A 24,947-nucleotide genomic window follows, 5' to 3' on the forward strand; every position below is an offset into this window, starting at 1 on the left:
CGGCCAAGGTCTGCGCCCCTTCAGCCTCGAGGGGAGGGCTGACTGGTCACCACGCCGAGCACATCGTCGCCGTCGGCGACGAGCACAGACGAGATCCGACGAATTTCCATTAGCGCGATGGCGTCGTCCATCCGCGTGGTTGGGGCGACCATCGTGGGCGTCGCTGTCATGATGTCTGCTGCTGAGAGGGAGAAGAGGGCTTCGTCGTGGGCCTGCACGGCCCGACGGATGTCGCCGTCCGTTATGATCGCAGGGCCGTTAGGCGTGGCCACGAGTGCGATGCCAAGCTGGCTCTTCGTGATCTGTCGGATGACCTCGAGGATTCCGTCAGTGGCCGAGACCCACGGGAGGTCCGTCGTGATCATGACATCGGTTACCCGCTCGAGCAGCCGTCGCCCGAGCGACCCACCGGGGTGCAGGCGGGCGAAGTTCTCGGACACGAAGCCACGCGCTTCCATCAAGGCCACCGCGAGCGCATCGCCCATAGCGAGCGCTGCGGTAGTAGAAGACGTCGGCGCGAGGTTGAGTGAGCATGCTTCCTCGGCGACCGAGACATCCAGGTGGAATGTCGAGTGACTCGCGAGGGTCGAGGCGGGGTTCCCCGTCATCGCGAGGATTCGGTTGCCGTTGTCGAGCAGGAAAGGCAGCAGAGCGACGAGCTCCTGCGTCTCACCGGAGTTGCTGATCCCGAGGAAGTAGTCGGCTTCCGTGGCCATACCTAGGTCGCCATGGAGGGCTTCTGCCGGGTGCATAAAGAAACTCGGCGTGCCGGTGCTCGCTAGCGTCGCTGCGATCTTGCGGCCGATAAGACCCGATTTGCCCATCCCGCACACGATCACTCGGCCAGAGGAAACGAGAATGTCCTCGACGGCTGCGTCGAAATCAGCTCCCACGCGCTCAATGAGGGCGGCGACGCCCTGCGCCTCGGCGGCGAGTACCCTGCGGCCGGCTTCCGCGTGCTTTCGTGCTGGGCTGAACGCGGCGTCACTGAACGACATGGCTGCTCGTCATCGTTTCCACTAGGGGTCGGTACATGTCCTCAAGGCTCAGCCCGCGTGCTGCGAGTACATGCTCTGCAGCTTCACGAGCGACGCCACGCCCGCCTGGGCGGGTGAGCACGACGTCGGCGGCGGCAAGCACTACGGGGTGGGCATCGCTGGGCGCGTAGAACCGACCCACGATACCCGCAAGCGGCAGGTCGACGACGTCGTCGCCGACGTACGCAACCTCTGCGTTGGAGATCCCCTGCTCCTCCGTGATGGCCGCGAGCGCCTCGGACTTGCCCAGCGTACCGGTCACCGCGACGTCAAAGCCGAGCTGCTTGATCCTTGCGTCGAGCGGCGCGCTCGTCTTCCCTGACAGCACACCGCAACGGATCCCATGTACATGCAGGAGCGATACGGCGAGCCCGTCCTGCACGTGGAAGCCCTTGACCGCCTCGCCGGACCCGTCCATCCAGATGGTGCCGTCGGTGAGTACACCGTCGACGTCGAAAAGGACGAACTCGATCACGCGATGTCCAGCGCGGGGAACGACTTTACGAGATCGTCGATCGCCTTGACCTGCCCGAGGAACCCTTCGAGCGCGCTCAGCGGCAACGCGCTCGGGCCGTCGCAGCGTGCGTTGTCCGGGTCCGCGTGTGCCTCGACGAACAGCCCAGCGAGGCCGAGCGCCATGCCGGAGCGGGCGAGCTCGAGGGCTTGACGCCGCCGTCCGCCGGAGGCTGCGGCGCCGGCCTCGCGGCGCTGCAGGCTATGCGTGACGTCGAAAATCGCGGGCGCACCGCCGCACGCCTCGACCATCTCACGGAAGCCCAGCATGTCCACCACGAGGTTGTCGTAGCCGAACTGCGAGCCGCGCTCGCACAAGATCACCTGCTCGTTGCCTGCCTCGGCCAACTTGCGCTGGATGTGGGCCATCTGGCTCGGGCTCAAGAACTGCGGCTTTTTGACGTTGATGGGACGACCCGTCTTCGCGAGTGCCACGACGAGGTCGGTCTGGCGGGCGAGGAACGCCGGCAGCTGCAGGACATCCGCCACCTCAGCTACGGGAGCGGCCTGGGCGGGCTCGTGGACGTCAGTGATCACCGGGACGCCAAACTCCGCCTTGACGGCGGCGAAGATCTTTAGCCCCTCGTCAAGCCCAACGCCACGGTATGAATCGACTGAGGAGCGGTTCGCCTTGTCGAAGGATGCCTTGAATACCAGCGGCATATCGAGCTTGGTGGTCACCTCGACATAACGTGACGCAGCTCGGAGTGTCGAATCGAGGTCTTCGATGACGTTGATCCCACCGAAGATCACGCAGGGGCGGTCATTGGACACGGCAATTTTCGGCCCGACGGCCACGGTTTTCGACATGCACCGATCCTACTAGACTAAATCTGTCTCCCCGTTCCCGTTTATTGAGGATGTCCATCGATGCGAGCCCTCGCCGTTATTCCCGCCCGATACCTAAGTACCCGGCTTGAGGGCAAGCCCCTGCTCGAATTGGGCGGTCGAACCGTAGTTCAGAGGGTATGGGACGCAACGATCGCCAGCGGCGAGTTCGACGACGTCGTGGTCGCGACCGACGACGAACGCATCTTCGATGCCGTGCAGGGGTTCGGCGGCAGGGCCGTCATGACTTCGCCGTCGCTGGCCAACGGGAGCGAGCGGGTCGCCGCAGCCGCCGACCTCATGCCGGGAGAGTACGACGTCGTCGCGAACGTCCAGGGGGACCAGCCGTTCGTGTCCCAGGCCGCGCTCAGCGCGTTGCTTGCCCCGTTCCGTGAGGGTGAGACGGCAGACATGACAACGGTGGCGATGCCGCTCCAGCCCGAGCTCGCCGACGATCCCAATACGGTCAAAATTGTCACCGACGCGCATGGCCGAGCTCTGTACTTCTCCCGCTCCCTTATCCCGGCCAACCCGCGCGGAGTCGACCACCCGTATCTTCAACACCTCGGGCTGTACGCCTTCCGTCGCGACGTGCTGCGCCAATTCCCGACACTGACGCCAACGCCCTTGGAACGGGCAGAGAACCTCGAGCAACTCCGCGCGCTCGAACATGGTCTCGTCATCGCCGCCCGCGTCGCCGTGAGCAGCAACATCGAGATCAACACCCCTGACGACTACGAGCGCGCCCGGGCTTGGGTGAGCGAGCATGAAGGTGCGCAGTTGTGACCGAGCGAAGGACCGAATCGACAACAAAGCTGTAAATACCATCAGCTGTTGTGACGGAACTACCTGACTCGATCGTCAACGCCGCCGGGGTCGGGCTGGGCTCCACTGAACTCCACCCAGCATCCTCAGCTCCCTGGGTGTGAGCCGCTACAGTCGGAGTCCCGTCAGAAGGACAGTATGCCGCAGAAGATCGACCTTGCCCGTTGAGCGAGATCAAGCGGAAACGATCGGCCGCGATCGCGGTGTCGGGAAGCCGCCGTGCTGGTTCCGGAGCCGGCTTTTGGAGCGCGGGGCCACCACGGAACCAGTGCGTGGAATTACTGAGCAACAACGGTCATAGACCGCTACTTCTCCGTAACAGCCTCACTACGACCAGCGCAGGTCCACCGGCCCATCCCAACAGGCCACGGGCGACTTTGCCTCCATCAAATGCCGGAGACCGGTTTTAGTGGTATCCCAGGCGTTCCAAAAACGACGCTCGCGAAGTTGACATACTGCCGCACGTCTGGAGCATTTGCGCCGTCGTTCAGGCCTCTACGGACCAGTCGCATTCGGTGTCAGCGTGGCCATGTAAGAGGAAGGCGTTTCCTCCGAAACTGGTAATCACCCTCCACGAAGCCGCCCTGCTCTATAGGCAAAATCAGTTGCATTTGCCGCAGTTAGAGCTCGCTGACTAAGTCGTGCATGGCGATTGCTACGGTATCCCGAACGAGCTCAATTGAGGCCTTCCACCCACCGGTGGACTGCCCTTTTCCGTCGTCTTCGAATAGGTCGATCCACGCGAGCATTTCCGAAGATTTGCAGAGGGAAAGTGGTCCAGCGTTGGGGTAGCTCAGCTGGCCGAGCTCGATGTAGAGCGCACCCTTACGCCCGAACAAGACGTTCGTCGAACCAGCGCCGTGGGGTGCGATAACCACGGATGCACCCTGAAAAGCTTGAATCTGTTCGCGCAGGGTCAGGCTCCCTCCGGTCATCACCTTAAAACCGCTCAACGCCAGCTCCGCGTGAAGTAGATCTTCGTTCATCAAAGGTCGCTTGTTCGTGTCTCTTCTGGAGACGACAATCTTTCCTGGCGCAGCATTATTTTGGCCGGCCCAGTCTATGAATATTCGTCTGATTTCCCGACGGTATATATTATCCGCAAATACAGAGACGCCTGACAAGAAAGAGCTGTAGAACAGGGTTGCCGCGCGTGCATGCTGAAACTGGTTTATTTCAACAATAGAATCGCGATTGATGCCTAGGACCAGGAGACTCTCTATCTGCCACTCCTTGAGGGACTCGGTAATCACGCCGAACCTGGTCCGCCCCAGTGACTTTCCGAGATCCCGGCTGTGTAAAATTGCCGGAAGGATTTGAGCAAACCAATGCCAATAGTTGCTCTTCGAAGATGCATTTCCCGCTATGATCCAAGCTATCGAATCATCTAACACTACTGTTTCATCACGCAATGACAGCTCAACACGCCGTTCGAGATTTTTTACAAGATAGCGTGACTCACGGACTAAACCGTCCGCAGTCGAGACAACGAAGCCGTTCCCCAGCACAAGGCCGTCGTGGATCATGAACGCTGTTGCGGCAGGAGTCACCGCAGAAAGACTCTTTTGAAGCCCAATAACCGCGGATCGCCGTTCGTCGTCGATAGATCTCCCTGGCTTCAGCCTGAAGTTGCCGGCGCCCATGTCTTCCACGGGCATGCCCGACACGCAGGCAATCGATGAACCGTCCCTCCAGCCGGTACTCACGATTTTCTCAACCTGGTCCATGCGACATCGATCCTTTGTTTTGAACAGAGCTGCTTACGAACAGCAGCCCAACGATCATAGCGGACCCGGAATCCACGGCCCGCAGAGCGTTTGGTCACCGCCATGCAAGGGAGGAGATCGGGGCATGGCCCGGCGGCCTCCGAAGGGCAGCCCGGTAGTCACCTGAGCATCCTTTGCCGCACGAACCTGGACACGCGTTCGGTAGGCGTGGCTGCAGCTCTGTCAGAGTCACGCCCCGCGCATCAGGAAAGGGATACAGAGGTTCCGCAGACAACCAATTGACAGCTTCGGTTGCTTATTGGGCGGCCCAATCAGTTCGAACCGCCTCAAGTACTGTTGCGGCGCGCTTATCGAAATTGTGTTCCTCCCGCACCATCCGGCTTATCGATGCCATCTCGGCGTCATCGGGGAAACCGTTCGGATCGTTTAGAATATGTGCAAGTTGCTCCGCGGAAGTATAGGTCCGGACCGCACCCATGAAGATTTCATCAATGCCATCGACGTAGTCGCTGACCACTCGCGCACCAGAAGCGACTGCGTCGTACAGGCGATTATTGGCAAATCCCCAACGTGCCATGTCTTCGAAGTGGTCGTTGAGAACGACCCCCGAAGAACGGTACACCTCGGAGAGGTCATCGTTCTTGACGAAGTCGGCTACAACCATTTCGGCCGGAATAAACTGCGACCAGCGGGGGCCCCACACACTGACACTATGGCCAAGCTCGATGCAATCGGCGACAATCTTGCGTCCGACTGGTTTGCGCGGACCTCCAACGAAGGTCAGGTCGTAGGTAGGTTTCCCGGGGACCTCGCCTGACGGACGAAAACGGCGCGGGTTCGTGGCTTGCGGCAGGTAGTGGGCATCGATACCCCACTCGGCGCGGACGTATTCGCACCAGACTCGCGACGCACCAAAAATAACGTCGAACCCAAGGAGTTCCTCGCGGGTAATTAAGTCGGGACGGCTGATAGCCCACAAGACATTAGTCTTCCCCGGCTGAGGATCGCAAGGGTACAGGCCGCGGATCACGAGGACGACGTCGTCCAGGTGATTCGTGGGACGCCCAAAAGCGCCGGCCCTGTCGACGACAACTTCCTGGCCGCGGGCAGTAAGTGCCTCTGCAAGATCAGCCGCGTACGGAACGTCACCCCAACGATCACCGCCAGCACTGAAGTCGGCGCCGATTTTGATCGCCCAGCGGAGCCTTAGTCCTTGATCATCCCCGGCACGGGCCCTGACCACCAACGGCTCCGCGGGCTGAAGTTTCGGGTTCCGCGGAGCAGTGAACGCGCGGATGTCCAGGCCGATGTCCCGGTAGTGTTCCCTTATCGACTTGGCAGGCTTGCTTGCCGCCCCCAGCCAGGTCACGTCTGTAGCGGCTAGGGCCGGCTGCTCCACAAAAGCATCTGCTGAATGGTCAACTGCCACCGCTGAAGAGTCGCAGGCCAGTTCGCCCACTCGGGCTGCGTTGAGTCTCCTCAAGAAATCCCTAACTGATGCTTCGCCCTCAAAAATAGGGTTGAAGCGTCCCATTTCCTCGAACAATCTGGTCCGAACTGCGAAGACTGCTGGTGATAGTTCGTCCAGCGCCCTGCCGTCATGGCGGCAGGCGTCCGCAACATTAAGGCCACGGAACAGGGGAATTGCCACACTGTTCCGGTGTCCTACCGCGCCGGCAGAGACCACGATTCCCGAAGGGTCCGCAACGAGCGGTTGGATGGCAGCCACATTTCCCTCGTCCAGACGCTGCAAAAGCCTCTCAATAGCGCCTGCCCGGACTTCGACGCTCTCCTTGATGAACATCAGGTTCGGTCCGGCTGCGTGAGCGGATGCGATATTGTAGGCGATTGCTTCGGTGTAGCGTCGCGGGAGTTTGATGTACTTCAAATCGGCTAACCCAGTTAGAGCCGACCTCAGGCGAACGGATGTCCGGAAGCCTGGCACTTCGTCTAGGACGATAAGCTCCATCGAACCGGCGTCAACGGTTTCTTGAATCCAGCGGATATTTCGAATGGCCAGGTCGATCTTGTCCGTGACACGCATGATCACTGAAAGGGAAGGCTTCCGAGGACGCTCGACTACGGCATCCGGAGCAAACCGGTCCTGTACGTTCTTGCCGAGAACTGCGTACTCCCAATTCGCCGATTCCCGTCGCGTGATCCTGTCCTCGTTGTGATCGTCCACGTAATCGCAACCAATGAACGGGAAGTACTCAATACTGGCCGTCTTGGTGAGCCGAAGTACCAGGTCGTAGTCGACCCAACGGCGCAAGGAAGTATCGAAGCCGCCCAATTCTCGAACTAGTGACGTCTGCACGACGAGGACATTGAGATCTATGTAGTTTCGAACGAGGAGCTGGCTAGCCGAGACAGGCTGTCCGGTGAACTCATCACGGCCGTTCAGCATCCGAACGGCGGAATATGCGGCTTTGGCCCCGCTTGCGATAAGCCCCGCATACATGTTGCGGAGAAAGTCCGGCCGCCACGTGTTATCGGAGTCGAGGAAAGCAACGAACTCGCCCCGGCAATGCTCGATTCCCCGGTTCCGGGCAGCACAAACGCCCAAGTGGTCTGCTTCGACTAAGCGAATCCGGCTGTCCATGTTTGCGAAGGATCGCACGACGTCCCGCGTTCCGTCTGTGCTGCCGTCGTCAACGACGATCAGTTCCCATGATTGCAGGCTCTGCTGGCGCACAGACTCGATGGCACTTCTAATCGCCGACTCCCGGTTCCAGGCAGGCATTACGACGCTGATGACAGTGCCCCGCCGACGCCGGTCCTCGGGGACCACCGCAAGGTCTTGAAGCCACTGCTGCTCTTCAGGCTCCGACCACGTCGAAAGGCGTAGCGGTTTCTTACCCAGCTCGTAGGATTTTGCCGTCAGAGCGTGGGTCACAAGGAGAGAGCGAACTGCGGGCCAGGCGGGTGCGGAACCTGGCAGCTTCGCAGGAACGGGCAGGACGCGTTCCTTGTTGGGGCGGTAGCGTGAGAGCAAAACGGACCCGGCCGCGTCTGCTTCCGTGAGCCCCGAGGGGTCAAAAAGCCACGACCATTGGTGCTCCCGCGATGCAGGGCTCCTGAGGTAGGCCAGTAGGAACTCAACATCCCCGGCCTTGTAACGATCGCGCACGTGCGCCGGGAACATACCGATATCGAACAGCGGATGGAAGCTCAGGCCATACTTCATGCCGTATTGAACGAAATGACGAGCAGCAGTTTGCTTCGACTCGAAGTCTTTTCCACACTCAGCGGCGTAGTACTGGGCGTCAAAGATTTCGGTATTAAGGAGTCGTTGACTGCGGGTCGGACCAACTTTGGGGGTGGGGCTAAGGGCACTCATCTATTGCCGTTCCTTCTCATAATTCAAAATTGCCGTGGTGCCCGCTGTCCGGCGCTGGCCACTATCTGTTGCCTGACACTGGAGGCTTCTTCTCATCTGCCCCGTCCTGACCATGTCGTCGCCCTGCCGGCTTCCGTCGCTTGCCGACCTTCGCTCGCTCAGACGGGTCGAAATCCGGTTAGTCGGGCTGCACCGCCAACTCCACTCCGAAAAACGCGGAATGTGCCGCCAAGATATGTGATCTGAATCGTCCTCTGGAAGGAGGTTGGTGCCCTGGCTGGAGGCGCTGCGGCACCAATTCGATGCGCCCAGTCGCATCGTAGCCCCCATCAGCTGGGGCAATCCCCAAGGCCTCCGCGAAGGGCACGTAATGCTTGACGTAGTGGTCCGGGTCCCGGGTGTTCTGGACGTACCGCACATAGTTGACGTCGGGCGTCGTCTCATAGAGGTGTCGAAGGTCGAAACGCGCCCGGTGTTCGATCTCGGCCTGCGCGTAACTTGGTGCCTCTCCAAAGGCAACGCTCCGGAACTTCTCCACCACAGCCTCATGGTAATCACCGATCCTGGTTTGGGGCGAAAAGCACACGGCCACCGAGCCAGCAATTCTGCGAGAAATCGCCAGTGCTGCAAACCCGCCGCCACTGGAACCCGCCAGAAGGACTCTCTCGTACCCAGCGGCCGCAGCGATGTCCTGGATCAGGCTGGTCACATCAGCTGAGAAATCCTGGCCGGAATCGCCAACGTACCAAGCCAAGGCCATGGCACCGTTTAGGTTCAGCGTGGAGTCGGCGATAAAGAGCTGGGCTGCATCGAAGAGCGCCAGCGAGTTTCTCCACTCGAAACGTGGCAGTTGATACTTTGACCTCTGCAGGGAACCGTGGAAGCTCACTATGAGCGTTTTAGACTGTCTGGGAGCGTAAAGGGCAGTGATGTCCAAGTGCCCACCGGACGCGGGTGACACCACAAACTCGTAAGCCTCGGCCACTGAATGGTCTATCTGGCTGGTCGAGGCATACCGATGGATCTCCACCGCATTGCGTTCGTCCCATTCGACTGAGGTCCCTGTGGATGGCAAGTTCACAGTTGATTTTCCTAACTTGAGGGGAAAGTATGGGAACCGGTTGGCACAAGCAGCGCCGCCGGTTCGTCGCCAGCTGTGGCCAGGTCCCGTTTATCCAGCTCCGAGTTTGAAACCTCGACCTGGCGGGACTGCGATATGACTCTAGCAATATCCGGGTCGTCGGAAACCCACGTGATCGGGGCCCTGAAGACTTCTGCAGCGTTACGTTCCACCGCTTCGACGTCATACTTGTGCTCATCGGAATCGCCCAGATATGGCGGCTGGTGCGCATGGACATTGACCTGACCCGCACGATGACCGCTGCTAAGCTCCCGGCTGTACTGGAACGCCGTGGGATCGTAGATGCTGACGGTGGCAGAAGAAACGTTGTCCGTTATCTCAACCCGGTGGAGCCGTCCGGCAGCGAAGGCATCCAGCAGTGCACTGGAGAACGACTTATCGATGGCCTGGGCGTGCAAGAGACTGGGGACGTGCATGAGCCCTATCCGGAGGCCCTGCTCGGAAGCCGCCCGCAGATCATTGAACATTCGCTTCCCTGTGCCGGCAACCTCGCCGAAATCGCCAACAAACAACCTGTCGAGCTGCAGGGATTGGTGCCGGTCCGGGAGGAACCGGTACGGCGCAGGGAAGGCCCGCTCAGTTTGAGGAAAGGGCAAATAGCCGTTGTGCTCCCCAACGCGAATTCGGCTATGCCAGTGTTCGTAGGAGTCGCGGTAGGCGACCCTGTCCGGCGCCCGATAGCCCAAGCGGAAGTCGTCAATGGAGAGATTGGAGTGGCTCACCAGCGACAGCGTCAGGGGTGCCTCGCACACTTCCAACGGCTCGTCGGCCTGCACCAGCGTGCGGTAGCGGAGAATGAACTCGGTGTCCGCCGCCTTGCGCACCGCGTCCCAATGACCCAGCCGTTCCCGGATGGTGTCGATATGGAACATCGTTGAGACGTGCGCCGGGGTAATAAATGCTCCCCTCCATCCCCGGTAGTGAAAAAACAAGTCTTCATCCACCCGAGTCCACGGTGCGGAGACTAACCTCCTATCGGCTTGCTGCTCGGCCGCGCGGACCAGTAATTCGATCTTCTGCGGATGCTGCCAATCGTCTCCATCGAAAATCGTCAGAAACTCGCCCGACGCCATCGAATAGCCTAAATTCCGCGACGTATAAGCGCCGGAGTTCTCCGGGTTCAGCACCACCCTGATGCGATTGTCCGCCTCGGCCCATTTGTTGAGCCGCCCAGCAGCGTCACCGCCGGAGCCATCATCGACAAGGATGATTTCGAGGTTCCGATGACTTTGGTTAACTGCAGATTGGATGGCGAGATCGGTGTGCTCATCCGGCCGGTAGACAGGCATGACTACAGTGACGAGCGGACCTTCCGTTTCAGGTTCCGGTGTCTCAGCTGCGAGCCGGAGAAAGGGGGATTCAGAGCCCTCCCTGAGCGACAATCGGGCAAGACCCGCCTTCTCGTAAACCGCGTTAATCTCGTTCAGCCACGTCTGGAAGTCGGCTGATGCGTCTTTGTGTGGGTTCGCGGCGTTGGCCCGGTACAGGTGCAGGTCGTTCGCATTCGCCGAAGTCCTGTTGTATAGACCCTGCAAGCGGATCACTGCAGAACCCTGCCCGGTCCGGGCCAGAGCGTCTAGGAAGAACTCACCCCGGCGTTTGTGCAAGAAGGGCTTGGCGCCGACTTTCTCATAAACGTACGCGTACAGAGTCGCAGCGTTGAGAATATCGTCCTTGAGAATGTTCTGCCTGAAGCAGAGATCAGCCAGGTGGGCCAACGCCGACGGAGCTGCAGCCTCAAGGACGTCCTTCACCCGTTCCCGGGTTTTCCCGCCCGACCGGTACATCTCCAAGCCGGATGCCATGTCCGGCCAGCTCCAACTACCGGAAGTCGCCGAACTGACCAAAACGTCCCGTCCCTCCACCGAGCGAAGCTTGGTCAACCGCTGAACCAGCATGGGTCTGGCCAAGCTGGACTGTCTTCCCCACGACGCGAGCGCACCAGGTCGCATCTGCGGGACGCTTACATCGCTGGCGGGCCGGGCGCCTGCCCGTGCAGCGCGGAGCGCCGCACGGCGGGCTGCCCCCAGTCGACGGTCAAGGCGCGCGACGGCGTACAGCACGGTCACACCAAAGACGGCTAGAAATGATGTAAGAAGCCAAAGATTCCGTGCGTAGGCGGCAGCAACCACCATCGCCAAAAGGAAAACAAAGCCAACGGCTGCCAACTTCTTTTTCGGCGAGAGTCGGGCATACCTGCGGAGGGATTGGAGAAAGTTCATTTTGACCTAAATTTGCGGACCGGTAGCGGAGCTAAACTGTGCTGGACGGTCGCTGGGACTCCGGCGAAATGGCTGCGCATGCCCTCCAGCCTTGCTCCCGCCGCAGTGCCCTGGCCGGGACCTATCTGCGGCGGCGGCCGGAAGCCGTCCCATTGCTCTGCAACACTCTGCAGGAAAGTGCCGTCTTCCGGATTCCAGGTATGGCCGCCGTGCGAATCCGCGCCGGAGTGGCGGTGCATCATGTAGTTCTGACCGTGCGAGCGGTAGATGAGTCCGCCAGCGGCCTGGACAGCCTGGAGGAGGCACCGATCCACGGCGCGGTGCACAGGCCTCCATCCGCCAAGCTGGCGAAGCTCGCCCCGGCCCAGCATCATGGTGCCGCCGGCCACGTGGTCCGAATACTGCTCGCCGAGCGGAGGCCTGCGGGTGGTGATATCCAGACTTTCCAGATACACGAACTCAACCTGCGAACCCACCAGGGTGGCGCCGCTGTAGTCCTTCGCGTGAACGAGGTCGCGCAGGTGGTGCGGGCCGTACCAGTCGTCGTCGTCCATCTTGCAGACCAGATCGCCGCTGGCGGCGTTGACGCCGGCATTAAGGACCTCGCCAAAAATCATGTCGGCCGGGACGGAACGCACCAACAGCTCGCCCTGGTACGTCTGGACGGCACGCCGGACCGCCGGATGTTCCGCGTCGAAGCCGTGCAGCACCACCACCACCTCCACGGATTTCCAGCTCTGGCCTGCCAGCTGTTCCAGGGCGGACGCCAGCTTCTCGGGCCGCCGGGTGGCCAGCACCACACTCACGGAGGGCAACGGGAGTAGTGGTTTGCCCAGCTCGCCCAGTACGGTGTTCCAGACGCCCTTCGGGCTGTAAAGATCCAATGCTGTGCGCCGAAGCCCGATCGACTTTGATTCCCTCACTACCGGCGGGTCGGCGGCGTCGAAAGCGTCAAGGTGTTCCAGGAGCTGATCACCCAGCAGGGTCCGGACCGGGGCAGCCAAATTCCGCGCCAGGAGGGGCACTCCGGCGACAGCGAGCTGGCTCAGACGCCGGGCCAGCTCACCGTCCAGACCGCCGAAACGGGAGCCGTCCACCACAAGGTAGTCATGCGGCCGCAGGGCGGCGAGGTCCGATTCGTGCAGGACTCCCCCGGCCAGCTCGAACGGCTCAAGCGGCCGCGCAGGCTTTTCCGGGTACGGCAGGAAACCCATTGGGGAAACAACCGCGGTGTCAACGGGAGGCAGCACCGTCTCCGTCGGAGTCCAGACCGGCGGAGTTACCCGCCCAGGGTGGACCGGGATGTGCCCGCCCAGCTTCTGCGTGAGCTTGCTGTCCCCCACCATTACGTCTACGGAATAGATGTCATCCGGCTCGGGCTGCAGCAGCGCCTCGGTCATGAAACTGCCCAGGGTGTCCCCGGCCAGCCAGGCGAGCTCAGCGGGCTCAGTGAAGCCCACGCGCAGTCCCCCCAGCACAGGCGGACGGTTGGCAGGCGACGCGCAGCGCAGTGCCGCGAGGGCGGCGGCATGGACATTCACCCATTTGCCTCCTTCGACTACAACCGCGAGGCCGAGCCCCGGCACGGTCAGCGCGGCGGTGCCAGCCTTGGCTTGGAGGCTGCCCGGAGTCCAGGCCGGCACTTCGTCCGCCGGGAATAGTCCTCGGATGACCAGCACAAAGCGATGCGCCCGCCCCTCACTGCGGAATAGCGGCAGCAGGCCCCGGGCCTCGGCCAGCGATTCCGCCTGCACAACATAGCTGTCCCACCACAACTGTTCCGCCGGAACGCCGTGCTCCCAGTCGGTAGCTGCTGTGGGATCGCGGTGTTCCCAGTCCGTGCGGGCATAGTCCAAACCCAGGTCCACCGCCAGCTTCGCCACGGGGTAGGCCGCAGAGCCCACCGCCACGCTCTTGATCTGCACGCTGTTAGCTCCCGGCCCGGCCGGTGCGGGCTTTGAGGCGGACCAGGATGTACGCAGGACCCTTGCGGGCAATCGCCCGGGCCCGTGAAAGCCCGCGGTTCGGTGCCAAACCCTGCTCCAGGCGGCGGCGCTCCACCTCCGACTTCCTCAGCTTTGCCTCCAGCTGCCGGATCCGCTCCTCGTAATCCTGCCGGGTGGCGCTGTCCGACAGGTCCCTCACCACGATATTGAGGTCCAGGCTTGCCGCAGCTCCCTTGCGCAAATGCAGTTTGGGTTGGGGCCGCCGGAAGTCGTGCAGGCCAAGTGCATTGCCGGATACCCAACGCTCGCCACCGGCTTTGCGCGCGGCATTTTCCGGGTCGCCTTGCTTCGACAGCCTCCGGAGGGTGCCCGTCTCCCAAAATTCGATCGCACCGGGCTGGCCGTCCACCAGCGCGCGAAGGACCAGCGCCTCCGACTGCCGGAGGCTCTCAATCAATGCCTCGAGCGAATGCAGGCCCAAGGCCGTTCCGGCGCCGAGCACCAAGGTGAAGCCGGCCTCGACAAGATCCGTCCGGTCAGCGCCGACGAAGGAAAAACGCCGGTCGGTGGCGAGCCATTGCTCCAACTGGGGCCGGGTGCCGGCCTCCGCAAGGATGTCGACGGCGAAATCCTGGCTGGCGGAGCCTAAAAGCGATGCGACGGTCCCCGCAATCTCCAGGTCCGACGCCTTTGCAGCCCGGACCAGGATTCGTACAAGGGGTGTTTCGCGTCGCGGGGTGTGCAGTGCTTTAAGGGGAAAACCAGTCTGGCGCAGTTGCTCTTCAATCGGCGCTGAAACGCTCTGGACTCCCCTATCCACCGACGCCGGCTCCCACGGGAATGTGCTGGAGGCTCGCTTCCGCAACGTCAGGCTGGTTCCAGATGCCTTTGGTATCGATGATCTGCTTGCCTTCCAGGGACGCCGGGTCAACGGTCAGGAAGTCGTCGTGGTCTACCAAGAGCATGACGAGGTCTGCGGCGGCTATCGCTTCGTCCTGGCCGTGAAGCCGGGAGAGGCCGGACCCTGCCACCGCAGCGGGCAGTTCCTCGACGTTGGGGTCGACAACCAGGATGGTGCTCGCCGGCAACTGCTTCACGAGTTCCTGCACGATCGTCACCGACGGCGACTCGCGGACGTCGTCGATATTGGCTTTGAAGGCCAGACCCAGGACCGCGACGGTGGCGCCCGGTTTATCGGCGAGTGCTTCCACTGCCTGCCGGACCACGTGGTACGGCTTGGAATCATTGACCTCCCGGGCGGTCCGGATCAAGCCGGAATGCTCAGGGACGGCGTCCACAATGAACCATGGGTCCACGGCAATACAGTGCCCGCCGACGCCGGGACCGGGGCGCAGCACGTTGACGCGCGGGTGGTGGTTCGCCATCTCGATCAGCTTCCACACGTCGATGCCCAGCTTGTCGCAAATGATTGACAGTTCATTGGCGAAGGCGATGTTGACGTCACGGAAGGTGTTTTCCACCAGCTTCGTCATTTCGGCGGTTGTGGCATCCGTCAGCAGGATTTGGCCCTGGCAGATGACTTCGTAGAGCCGCTTGGCCAGCTGTGCGCCTTCCTCCGTGAGGCCGCCAATGACGCGGTCGTTCGTGACGATCTCAATCATGATGCGTCCGGGCAGCACACGCTCCGGGGAGTGCACCACGTGCACCTGGCCGTGGCCGTCGGTTGCGTCGAGGGACAGATCCGGGCGGAGTTCCATGAGGTAGGCACCCAGGCGCTCCGTGGTCCCCGGAGGGGAGGTCGATTCCAGAACCACCAACTCGCCGCCCCGCAGCTTCGGTGCCAGCGCCTCAACGGCGCTGCGGAGGTAGGAAAGGTCAGCGCCTTTGCCCTCGGCCAGCGGGGTGGGCACGGCGATGATGTACGCATCCGCGGTCGGCACCGTGGTCATGGCCACCAGGTACCCCAGGTTGACCGCGCCGGAGACCACCACAGCCATGTCGGGCTCCACGAAGGGAACTTCGCCGCGGTTGACGGCGTCAACGGTCGCCTGCTTCACGTCGATGCCGGCCACGTGCTTGCCCTTGGCGGCAAAACTGGCCGCCGTAGGCAGGCCGATGTAGCCGAGTCCGATGACCGCAACATCAAAAATCGTCTCGTCCATGTTTCCCCTAAACAGAAATGTGGTCTTCGGGCGAACCGAAGAATTGAATCTTTGAAGAAGCCAAGAGCTCTTCATTGGCAATAGGCCAGGTGTGCGACGACACGTCAGCGCTGCGCATCTGGCAGTAATTGAACCGGTCCGCCGAATAGATGCGGCCTCCCGCCACGATCACGTCGCTGAGGAAGCGCGAATCCTCTCCGCGGCGCAGCGGTTCGAACGGAAAACGTCGGAACGTGTCCGTGGCGGCGAAAATCGTGGGACCGGAGACTGCTTCGACGTACCGGTGCTCCAGCTGCGGATTGCGCAGGATGGTCGCCCCGGCGCCGGCAAGATGCATGTAATGCGCCCGCTTACCCACCACCTCGGCTTCGGAGTACATCAAGGCGTGGGCCTGGTCGCCCAGGTAGAGCGGGCTGTAGACGTCGTCGTCGTCCCATTTGGTGGCGAACCGGCCGTCCGCGCGCGCCACCAAGGCATTGAGGCACTCACCGAGCGTCGTCTGCTGCGGTTCTTGGAGGACGACGACGTCGGTAAGCCCGGCGGCCAGGCACTGTCGCCGGAACGCGTCGTCGTCCAGCTGGAAACCATGGGCGAGGTAGACCAGCTGGACATCGACGCCCTGCTGGGCGGCCACACCACGAAGGACATGGTCCAGCTGTTGCGGCCGGAAACTCGATACCAGGATGGATACCTGGGGCCGGGATGCCGGCGCTGCCGACGCTGGCAGCGCCGCCTCCTCGATGGCTTGCGCCCGATGGCCGTACGTGTGCTCGGCCCAGATCCTGCGCTGGGCCTTGTGGACGAGACGCTGTGCATAGTCCGGGTTGCCGGTGAGGGCTTTCAGCAGGTGAGTGGCGGCCTCGCGGGTCTCCACCGTGGGAATCTCTCCCTCCGGGAAGAACTCTGTGATGGCCACGCTGGGAGTTGACACTACGCATGTCCCGGCCGCCGTGATCTCAAAAATCCTCCGGGCGCACATCGATGGCGAGTCCGTCACGGAGTTCACGTTAAGGAACACCTTGTACGCCTTGTAGGCGGTGAGCATCTGTTTATAGGACAGCGACCCCACCACATGCTTCTTGAGAATTCCGGGGAACTGGTACTGCGGCTCCCCGCCCAGCTGCCGCGAAAAGATCTCGAACCCCGGACGCTTACCAGCCGTCGCGTCCACGGCCGCCCCTAACAGATAGTCCATCTGCCGCCGGCGGTCCTCGTACTTGTGGGCGAAATACATCCCGGCGAAGGCGATCTCCCGGGCGTGCCAACCGTGCCGGGGCCTCGCGGGGTTGTGAATCCGCGGCTGCGCTGCGAAGGGCAGCACGGTTACCCTGCTGTGGCCCAGGTCCGAGCGGTAGCGCGGAAGCATGTTCGCGTCGGTGGTGAAGACGTGGTCGAACAGTCTGGCGGCGGGGAGGAAGTCCTCATAATGCGGCGGATCCTCCTTGTTCCAGAAGACCGCCGGCAGTCCGGCCGCCCGGCAGCCTGCGATCAGTTCCCGGAAAGCGGCCGATGGGCCCGCGGGGCCAGTAATTTTGCCCCGCCACAGCCCGGCATTCCCCGCCCAAGCGGACTCGACAACGACGAAGTCCAGCGCCTCGTCACGGAGCTGGACCTCCCAGCTGTCGGGCCTGAGCGCGACGACGGTCCACTCGGCGGCGAACGCCACCGCGGAAAAGTCATCCATGATGATGCCGACTCGCAACTGGGGGTTGCGAGGTTGCCCAACACCGATGGACGCTTCCCTGAAAATAAGGCGGCGGCCACGTCCCAGCCCGCGCCACGCGCCCTCCGCGCCGCGGACGCCAGCCAGGCTGGCCTCGTCACGTTCGGATCCGCTGCGGTGCAGGTAGCTTTTCACTTGGGTCATACCGCCGTGGCGGGCATGCCAAACCGCGCGCCGCCAGTAGGCCGTTTTGTCTCGAAATCCCATGGCTTACCGGGACCGCTTCCAGCCGTTTGGGAGGAGCGTGGTCCGCATTTCCGGCAAACTCGCCATCAATTCGGCACGGATCTGCCGGCCGTAGTCGGCATTTCCCTCGTTCATCCGCCAGATGAAGTCACGGTACTGCTTAGCTACGTCGTCCGGGGTCCCGTCCATAATGAAATCGCCCTTGTCAATCCAGATGGCGCGGTTACACATCTCCGTTATTGTCCCCAGGCTATGGCTCACCACAAACACGGTTCCGGCTTGGCTGGTCACTTGCTCCATCCGCTTTTTGGACCGGTCCTTGAACTGCGCGTCACCGGTATTGAGTGCTTCATCCACCAGAAGAATCTCCGGGTCCACGGCAGCGGCAATCGCAAAACGAAGGCGAGCACCCATGCCCGAAGAGTACGACTTCATCGGGTGGTAGATCTCGTGCTCCAGCCCGGACATCTCAACGATGTCGTCAAACTTCGCATCAACCTCGGCATGGCTCATCCCCATCGCCAAACAACCCAAGCGGATATTCTGCGCGCCAGACATGGACGAGATCAACGCCGCGTTCACACCCAGCAGAACGGGATTGCTGGCGGCATAGACCGTACCCTCGTCCGGAATGATCAGGCCGGCGAGCACCTTCATCAGGGTACTCTTTCCGGAGCCGTTGCGGCCGATGACACCGATGGAGTCGCCTTGGTTCGCCACGAAGGACACCTTGTTCAAAGCAGTGGTCCGCACCTGGGCGTCGCCGCGGCGGGAGGCCCGCCAGGCTTTCAGCCCGGACGTCGGAGCATTTGTCCGTCCCCCGGATTGGTTTCTGGTCCGGTAGATGACCGAAATGTCATCCACGACCACGGTGGGGTCGTTTACGGGTCCGGTAGAAAGATCCATCGTCTCAAACGCGTCCATAACGCTCCTCGCCGCGCCAAAAAATGACGAGTCCTACGGCCAGTGAGGCCAACGCCCATACCGCTAGAACAGCCCAGCTGCGCCAGGAAGGAGTGGTGTCGTAGAGCACCGAGTCCCGAATGATTTTGATGACCTGAAATGCCGGATTGAAGTCCATGATGGTGCGGAGTACGGGAACGCTGTCGAAGCGATGCTCAGCGAAGAAAACCGCCGAGGCATACATCCAAAGACGAATCACAAAGGACAGCAACATCCCAAAGTCGGGAATCCTCAAGATCAGCGGCGCAAGCAACATCCCGATACCCAAGTTAAACAAAGACTGCAGCAGAATAGCGGGGACGATCAACAGCCACCGCCACGAAATAATCTCAGGCGGATCCGTGAAGATGATGAGAAGCAACATCACGATGGTCACAGGGATGTGTGACAACAGTTCCCGCACGTTGAGGGAGATGGGCAACGCGGCTCGGGGGAACTGAAAGGCCCGGATCATCGAGGTATTACTGGTCAGCGACCTGGCCCCACCCGTTATGGACCGGGTGGTCAGCTGGAACGTAAATACACCGATCAGCAGGTAGCCAATGAAGTTGTCGATGCCCTTGCTGGTGCCGAGGAGCAATCCGAAAATCAGGTAAAAACTGAGTCCACTAAGCAACGGGGTGAGTACCAGCCACGCGAGGCCCAGGTTGGTCTTGTCATGGCCGCTGGCAACGCGGGCCCGGGCGTCGAAGTAGATGAAGCTCCGCCGGTCCCAAAGCTGCACCAGGTAGTCGAGCAGGTCGGGGCGCTGGCCCACCTTACTCAGCCGGGCGAGGTTGACTGGTACAGAGACGGTGGGAGCCTCGGCCTGTTCCTTGATGCTCATCAGATGGTCACTCCCAGCTTTCTCAGCTCTGCTGCCAAGGCCGCCACGTTGGCAGCCCATGTTCTTTCCCGCAATACCCGGGACCGGCCTGCCGCCCCCATTTGCTCCGCAAGCTCAGGGTTCGACAGCAATTCTCTAATCGCTTCAGACAACGCCACCGGATCATCAGCTGTGGCCAGGCGTCCGGTCACCCCATCCTCGACGATTTCCGCCAGGGCCGGCAGCTTGCTGGCCACCACCGGGCGGCGGCAGGCAAGTGCTTCCACTGGCTTGAGTGGCGTCACGGACCGCGTTACTTCAAGATCCTTGCGTGGCACCACAAAAATGTCCAAAGCCTGGTGATAGCGCACCGCCTGCTCGCGCGGTACCCGCCCGGTAAAGATTATCCGGTCGGCATAGCCTGACTGGCGGGCTTGAACCTCCAGTGCGGGGCGGGAGACGCCGTCGCCCACAATCAGCAGCTTCAAGTCGGGCAGGCGCGGGGCGAGGAGGACAAATGCCTCGATAAGGTCATCGAGGCCTTCATAGGCTACCAAACTGCTCACGGTCCCGATGTACTGTCCAGCTTCGTTGAGCCCAAGCTCACGGCGTGCGGTGGCGGGGTCCAATGGTTCCTCAAGAAAATCGCCACCCACGGCGTTCGGGGCAATGAGGACTTTGCTTTCCGGAATGCCGGCGGCGACAATGTTGGCCTTCATGGCACCTCCCAACGTCACCACCAGGTCAGCGTCCCGCATGACCTCAGCCTCACGTTTCTGGAACAGCCGGTAGCGTTCGCTTTCCTTGGCGGCCGGTCCACGCGTCGAAGCCCAAGTGTCGGCCAGTTGCCCCCGCACCTCATACACCCACGGAATACTCACTGCCTGGGCCACGGCCCGGACCACCAAGGCATTCACGTAGTGCGTGGTGGCGTGCAACACGCTGGGCCGGAACTCCAGTACGACGTCCAGCAGTTCCGCGGCCTGTTGCTGCAGCCGTGCATCCACCGTTGGCGCCAGCTTTCCCGGAAGGAGCCGCCGGTAGCGGACGCCGTCCACCTCATCGAGCGACTTGGCGAAGATCTTGCCCACTTGGACGGGATAGCCCAACCTGGTCACCGCCTGGACGTCCCAGCCGGCAGCCTGCTGAGCGGCGAGGATGGAGTGGGAACGCTGCGCATAGCCGCTTGAGGTGTGCGGCAGCGAGTTGGTGAGCAGATGCAGCACCCGGCCCGGGACGGCGTTGTATTCCACTCGGTCCAGTACCGGTGCCGCGCCGTTGAGGACGCTCACCTCGGCTGCCAGCCGGGCCCGCTGGCGACGGCGTGCGCTACCGTCACCCGCCAAGACCGCGGCGGCGGCGCTGACGGCGCCGTCGTACCAGAATCGGCGGGCGTAGGCACCGTTCAGACCCGTTGCGCCGTCCGCACGGCCGAGGAAATCATCGGCCAGGGCAGGCAGCTGGGCGGCGAGTGCCATGTCCGCAAGGCGCCGGGCGGGCTCCCCCGTGGCGGCGGAGGCCAGCCGGAGCCGTCGCTCAACCTCGGCATCGTCTCCTTTTACCAGCGCGGCGAGAAGGACAGGAATTGCAGCCGAGTCGCCCGGGGCCAGGCGTGTCACTGCCGCCGCGAGGGGCCCCACCAGCCGGGCTGGAAGCCGGCGGCTGAGCTGCATCAGAAGCAAGAACGGATCGTCGCTCAAGTGGGCGCCAGCCACGCCCGCGGCCAGCCGGATATTGCGGAAGAGCTGGGTCATCGGGAAGAGACCGGCTCCCGGTTCAGCAGCTTCGCGATCAGCCCCATGTACTGCTCCGCAAGCAGGGAATACTCAGCGTGCTCCTTGACCCACTGGCGGCTGGTTTCGTCCCGCACCAGCCGCGAGCGGTCCGCTGCCAGCTGGCGCCAAAGCTCGGCCACGGCTTCCGGGTTGCTGGGCACAATGTCCCCGGCCTCGGCGTCTTCGATAATGCGCGCGGCCTCGCCCTTGACGATAGCCGTCACATGGCGTCCCAGGGACAGGACCTCGTAGGTCTTGGAGGGGACGGTCGTCTCAAACGATTTCCAGTCATCCCGGAGAGAGACGATGCAGGTGTCCGCGGAGGCATAGCGGTCCAGTACGGCCTCGCCGTGCATGGGCGCGTGAAATGTCACGGGGGCTTTGAGCTGACGCGCCAGCTTTTCAAGCGCGGGGCGCTGGGTGCCGTGGCCCACCAGATGCAAGTGCATACTGTCCCCCACCAGCGCACTGGCGCGGATAATGACCTCCAGGTGCTGGCTGGCACCGTGGTTGCCGAGGTAGAGCGCCTCGAAGGTGTCGCGTTCCGGTTCCGGCGGCCCCAATACCGGAATCGTGTCCACGTGCAGGCCGTTGCTGACGGTTGCGACGTTCTTGATTCCGCGCGAACGCAGCGTCTCGGCAAATCCTTCGGTGACGGTCACTACCAGGTCTGCCCGGTGCTGGATGAAATCGACGGCGACTTCTACGACGCTCTTGACGCGGCCCTTCACCATGCGCGAGTCACGGGCGAGATCCGGCCAGGCGTCCCGCATTTCCACGATCAACGGAACGCGGCGGAGACGGGCCAGCAGGTACCCGGCGGCAAGGATCGGCAGGCTCGGCGCGGTGGCGATCACGACGTCGGGCCGGGGCGTGAAGAGCCCGACCGGCACCGACATGGCGGCTGAGAAACAGTGATCGATGAAACGGGCCAGCTGTGAATTACCGTGCGGCAGGTACGGGACCCGACGGATCAGTTCGGTGAACTGTCCCTTTTGCAGCCGGAAAGCCTGGCCCGCCTGCTCAACGGGCAGTTCTCGACGGCCGGACGGCGCGTGGGCCACGGGCGTAATCACGTTGACGTCCCAGCCAGTGGCACAGAACTCCTTGAGCAGGGCCGTCCAGCGGCGCTGGGGCGGGCTGCTCTCGGGCCAATAGGAGTGCACCAGCAGGCTGACCTTTACGGGCCGGCTTTCTGCCTCCGGAGGTGTGGAAACAGTTGGGCGAACTCCGCTGGCCACGCTAGCGACCGCCCTTGGAGGTCACGCGGCCTTTGGCGCCCAGGATGCGGAAGTAGGCGAAGCCTGCCGCCAGCAGCACCATGACGGTAGCCAGTTGCACAGCGAACGGGCTGCCGGTTGCCGCCGTCACTGCCGCCTGGATGACCGGGGCGGATTGGATCACCGGGTCTTCCTTGGCCGGCTCGGGCGCAGGAGTTTTAGTAGGTGCAGCGGACGCCGGCGCGGCCGAGGCCTTAGCCGAGGGAGTCGCCGTCGGCGTCGGCGTGCTTTCTTCGACGGTCGGCGCGGGCTCAACCGGGGGAACAACCGGAGCCTCCGGAACGGGCACCTGGACCGCCGGTACCGGCGGCAGGACGACGGGTGCTGCCGGGGCTGGGCTGGCGGGCGGAAGTACCGGCACGGCCGGGGCGGGCGCCTGCGTAGACGGCGCAGGTGCTGGTGCCGGGACGGGATCGGCCGGGGTGGGGTCGGCCGGAGCGGGAGCAGGAGCCGGCTCAACCGGCGCCGGAGCGGGATCGGAAGGCGCCGGTTCCACAATGACGAACGGACCGGTACTGGGGATGACATCTTCGGCCTGGGCGGGGGCCACACCAAGGCTGAGGGCGAGGGCGGCGGCTGCGCCGAGCGCCGCCGTCGTGGTCCTGAGGGCGGTCCGGCGACCACCGCAGCGTGATGAGTTCAATGTTCCCCCAAGCAAAATCCTGTTCGGTACGTCGTAAGGTTCTTCGTCGCACTTTACGTCGGGGCCGCAATATTGAGACGGCGCCGAGAGCATCCTACCGGTTCACAGACACTTCATCGAATATTGCCACGGTTTTATGAGCCGGAACCAATTGACGCGACAAGCTTTGCGAGGGTGTCGCTGCGCAGTGCCTCGGCAACTTTGGCGATGGCGGCATCGTCCCGCAAGACGATGGATTGTCCGTCCGCAGAGGTTCCGATTCCCGAGGTCGGCAGGGTAAAGCTGACCACGTCTGCAGCCCGGACATCGCGCAGCCCCACCGCCAGTGAGGCCACCGCTGCCGCGTCCAGGGACTTGTCCACGCTGACGTACGGCGAGACGGTGTCCACCAGGCTGCTGATCCTGACCGGGTTGGTCAATGTTTCCGCCGTGAGGAACTTGGACATGAGGGCCTTCAGAAATAGTTGCTGATTCTTAACCCGCTGGTAGTCGCCGTCGGTGAATGCTTTGCGCTCACGGACAAAGGCGAGGGCTTCTTCGCCACTGAGCTGCTGCTTGCCGGCTTCGAAGGAGAAGCCCTGGGTGCTGAAAGCCTGTGGGACGTTGACTGTAACGCCGCCCAAGGCGTCGGTCATCGCCTTGAAGCCTTCAAAATCCACGATGGCGACGTGGTCGATCCGGCTCTTGAACATCCCTTCCAGCGTCTGGACCACCAGCGGGATGCCGCCCAGTGCCATGGCGGCATTCATCTTGGCCTCGCCATGGCCGGGAATTTGCACCCAGGTGTCGCGCATCACGGACATCATGTAGATGTTCTTGCGGTCTGCGGGGATGTGGACCCACATCATGGTGTCGGAACGCTGGTCCGAGGCGCCGCCGGCCTCCGCCTCACCCAGCGCCGCGGCGCGGCTGTCACTTCCGAGCAACAACAGGTTCATGGCGCCGGTTTTCGATTCGGCCGGTCGTGCAGATTCCTCAGGGAACGACTGCTCGATCTTTTGGGACTTCGAGTTGAAGCTGTTGGCCAGGTTGAAGGCGAAAACCCCCGCACCGACTGCGACGACAAGAAAGAACACGACGACGCCGAGGAGGACGTTGCGTGCAGTCTTCTTCCTTTTCGTCCGGGACCGCTGGGCGTCCTCGTACGGAGCCTGGTCTGCGGTGTCAACGGGCATCAGTGAGTCCCCACTCTTGAAACGATTTTTGGTAACGCTGGACAGAAACAGCTCGGCTTATTGTGCCACGGACGGGTTGCTGGTTCCGGCTCGAAGCGGTCACCTGCGCCGGGATAGGCTTGAACTATGCCTCAGACCCGCCTCCCGGCGTCCGCACGTCCGCTCCGCTTTCTGGCCGCCGCAGCGGTAGCCGGGCTGGTGCTCACTGCCTGCTCCCCCGTCGTCGACGTCGCCCCGGCCAAGGATGCGGCGAACGCCGCCTGCGCGCCCATGATGCTGGCGCTGCCGGACAGCATTGGCGAGGCAAAGCTCCGCAAGACCAACAGCCAGGGGACGGCGGCGTGGGGCGATCCCTCCCTCGTGGTTCTCCGCTGCGGCGTCAACGTTCCCGGGCCCACCACGGACCGCTGCGTGAGCGTCAACGACGTCGACTGGGTGATCAAAGAGGGCAACCCCGTCTGGACGTTGACCACTTTCGGGCGTGAGCCCGCCACGGAGATCCTGATGGACCCTAACAAGATCAGCTCGGCAACGGTGCTGGCGGAGCTCGCGTCCCCTGTCTCGAAGATCAAGGCGGTCCGGAACTGCGTGGGTCAGGAAGACCTGCAAAACCTGCCCGCCGGCAAGTAGGCCGGCGGCCGTCGGTGGTGGGCCCACGCCGGCAGGGTTCCCTGGCCGAAGCGGAGCGAGGCTAG

19 protein-coding genes are annotated in these 24,947 nt (G+C 62.6%); 2 read left to right on the forward strand and 17 right to left on the reverse strand.

All coding sequences use genetic code 11. The annotated features are described in order from the left end of the window. Window positions 1-20 precede the first annotated feature (20 nt). From ABIN76_RS12420 to kdsA, 3 genes are read right to left on the reverse strand one after another with little or no spacing between them, the layout of a single operon-like run. Window positions 21-998 (reverse strand): KpsF/GutQ family sugar-phosphate isomerase, encoded by a 978-nt coding sequence (locus tag ABIN76_RS12420; RefSeq protein ID WP_346959998.1) that lies wholly within the window; start codon window positions 996-998, stop codon window positions 21-23. Continuing rightward, window positions 985-1,512: an HAD family hydrolase gene (locus ABIN76_RS12425; protein WP_346959999.1), complete on the reverse strand. Its 528-nt coding sequence runs from the start codon at window positions 1,510-1,512 to the stop codon at window positions 985-987. Before ABIN76_RS12425 ends, ABIN76_RS12420 begins: the two co-directional genes overlap by 14 nt. Beyond that, window positions 1,509-2,360, reverse strand: coding sequence for a 3-deoxy-8-phosphooctulonate synthase (kdsA, locus tag ABIN76_RS12430; protein ID WP_346960000.1), 852 nt, complete (start codon window positions 2,358-2,360; stop codon window positions 1,509-1,511). Before kdsA ends, ABIN76_RS12425 begins: the two co-directional genes overlap by 4 nt. Window positions 2,361-2,420: 60 nt before the next feature. Between kdsA and kdsB the strand changes: the two genes are divergently transcribed. Next, the gene (gene kdsB, locus ABIN76_RS12435) at window positions 2,421-3,164 is read left to right on the forward strand and encodes a 3-deoxy-manno-octulosonate cytidylyltransferase (protein WP_346960001.1); all 744 of its coding nucleotides are present in this window, start codon (window positions 2,421-2,423) and stop codon (window positions 3,162-3,164) included. A 659-nt stretch (window positions 3,165-3,823) separates the two neighbouring features. Here kdsB and ABIN76_RS12440 read toward each other — a convergent pair. From ABIN76_RS12440 to ABIN76_RS12505, 14 genes are all read right to left on the reverse strand, one after another. Further along, window positions 3,824-4,930, reverse strand: coding sequence for a glycosyltransferase family 61 protein (locus ABIN76_RS12440; protein ID WP_346960002.1), 1,107 nt, complete (start codon window positions 4,928-4,930; stop codon window positions 3,824-3,826). 295 nt (window positions 4,931-5,225) lie between these two features. Beyond that, the gene (locus ABIN76_RS12445; protein ID WP_346960003.1) at window positions 5,226-8,270 is read right to left on the reverse strand and encodes a glycosyltransferase; all 3,045 of its coding nucleotides are present in this window, start codon (window positions 8,268-8,270) and stop codon (window positions 5,226-5,228) included. 178 nt (window positions 8,271-8,448) lie between these two features. Beyond that, window positions 8,449-9,351: a hypothetical protein gene (locus tag ABIN76_RS12450; protein WP_346960004.1), complete on the reverse strand. Its 903-nt coding sequence runs from the start codon at window positions 9,349-9,351 to the stop codon at window positions 8,449-8,451. Between the two features lie 11 nt (window positions 9,352-9,362). Continuing rightward, the gene (locus ABIN76_RS12455) at window positions 9,363-11,633 is read right to left on the reverse strand and encodes a glycosyltransferase family A protein (protein WP_346960005.1); all 2,271 of its coding nucleotides are present in this window, start codon (window positions 11,631-11,633) and stop codon (window positions 9,363-9,365) included. Then, entirely contained in the window at window positions 11,630-13,558 is a 1,929-nt protein-coding gene (locus ABIN76_RS12460; protein WP_346960006.1) for a glycosyltransferase family 2 protein, read from the reverse strand. Before ABIN76_RS12460 ends, ABIN76_RS12455 begins: the two co-directional genes overlap by 4 nt. Before the next feature lie 4 nt (window positions 13,559-13,562). After that, window positions 13,563-14,399, reverse strand: coding sequence for a hypothetical protein (locus ABIN76_RS12465; protein ID WP_346960007.1), 837 nt, complete (start codon window positions 14,397-14,399; stop codon window positions 13,563-13,565). Next, window positions 14,392-15,702, reverse strand: a complete 1,311-nt coding sequence (gene wecC, locus ABIN76_RS12470; protein WP_346960008.1) for a UDP-N-acetyl-D-mannosamine dehydrogenase — start codon at window positions 15,700-15,702, stop codon at window positions 14,392-14,394. Before wecC ends, ABIN76_RS12465 begins: the two co-directional genes overlap by 8 nt. A 7-nt stretch (window positions 15,703-15,709) precedes the next feature. Then, on the reverse strand, window positions 15,710-17,632 hold the full coding sequence (locus ABIN76_RS12475) for a glycosyltransferase (protein WP_346960009.1): 1,923 nt from the start codon (window positions 17,630-17,632) through the stop codon (window positions 15,710-15,712). 3 nt (window positions 17,633-17,635) lie between these two features. Further along, window positions 17,636-18,535, reverse strand: coding sequence for an ATP-binding cassette domain-containing protein (locus ABIN76_RS12480; protein ID WP_346960010.1), 900 nt, complete (start codon window positions 18,533-18,535; stop codon window positions 17,636-17,638). After that, a complete protein-coding gene (locus ABIN76_RS12485; protein ID WP_346960011.1) occupies window positions 18,522-19,400 on the reverse strand; it encodes an ABC transporter permease in 879 nt (292 codons plus the stop codon). Before ABIN76_RS12485 ends, ABIN76_RS12480 begins: the two co-directional genes overlap by 14 nt. Then, window positions 19,400-21,133, reverse strand: coding sequence for a glycosyltransferase family 4 protein (locus ABIN76_RS12490; RefSeq protein WP_346960012.1), 1,734 nt, complete (start codon window positions 21,131-21,133; stop codon window positions 19,400-19,402). Before ABIN76_RS12490 ends, ABIN76_RS12485 begins: the two co-directional genes overlap by 1 nt. Further along, a complete protein-coding gene (locus ABIN76_RS12495) occupies window positions 21,130-22,320 on the reverse strand; it encodes a glycosyltransferase family 4 protein (protein WP_346960013.1) in 1,191 nt (396 codons plus the stop codon). Before ABIN76_RS12495 ends, ABIN76_RS12490 begins: the two co-directional genes overlap by 4 nt. Before the next feature lie 76 nt (window positions 22,321-22,396). Next, window positions 22,397-23,077, reverse strand: a complete 681-nt coding sequence (locus ABIN76_RS12500; protein WP_346960014.1) for a hypothetical protein — start codon at window positions 23,075-23,077, stop codon at window positions 22,397-22,399. A 134-nt stretch (window positions 23,078-23,211) separates the two neighbouring features. After that, complete coding sequence (locus tag ABIN76_RS12505) at window positions 23,212-24,252, reverse strand: LCP family protein (protein WP_346960015.1); 1,041 nt, start codon at window positions 24,250-24,252, stop codon at window positions 23,212-23,214. Between the two features lie 126 nt (window positions 24,253-24,378). Between ABIN76_RS12505 and ABIN76_RS12510 the strand changes: the two genes are divergently transcribed. Beyond that, window positions 24,379-24,882 (forward strand): DUF3515 family protein, encoded by a 504-nt coding sequence (locus ABIN76_RS12510; protein ID WP_346960016.1) that lies wholly within the window; start codon window positions 24,379-24,381, stop codon window positions 24,880-24,882. The last annotated feature ends 65 nt before the right edge of the window (window positions 24,883-24,947 follow it).

The organism is uncultured Arthrobacter sp., assembly GCF_964021775.1.
GTDB lineage: Bacteria > Actinomycetota > Actinomycetes > Actinomycetales > Micrococcaceae > Arthrobacter.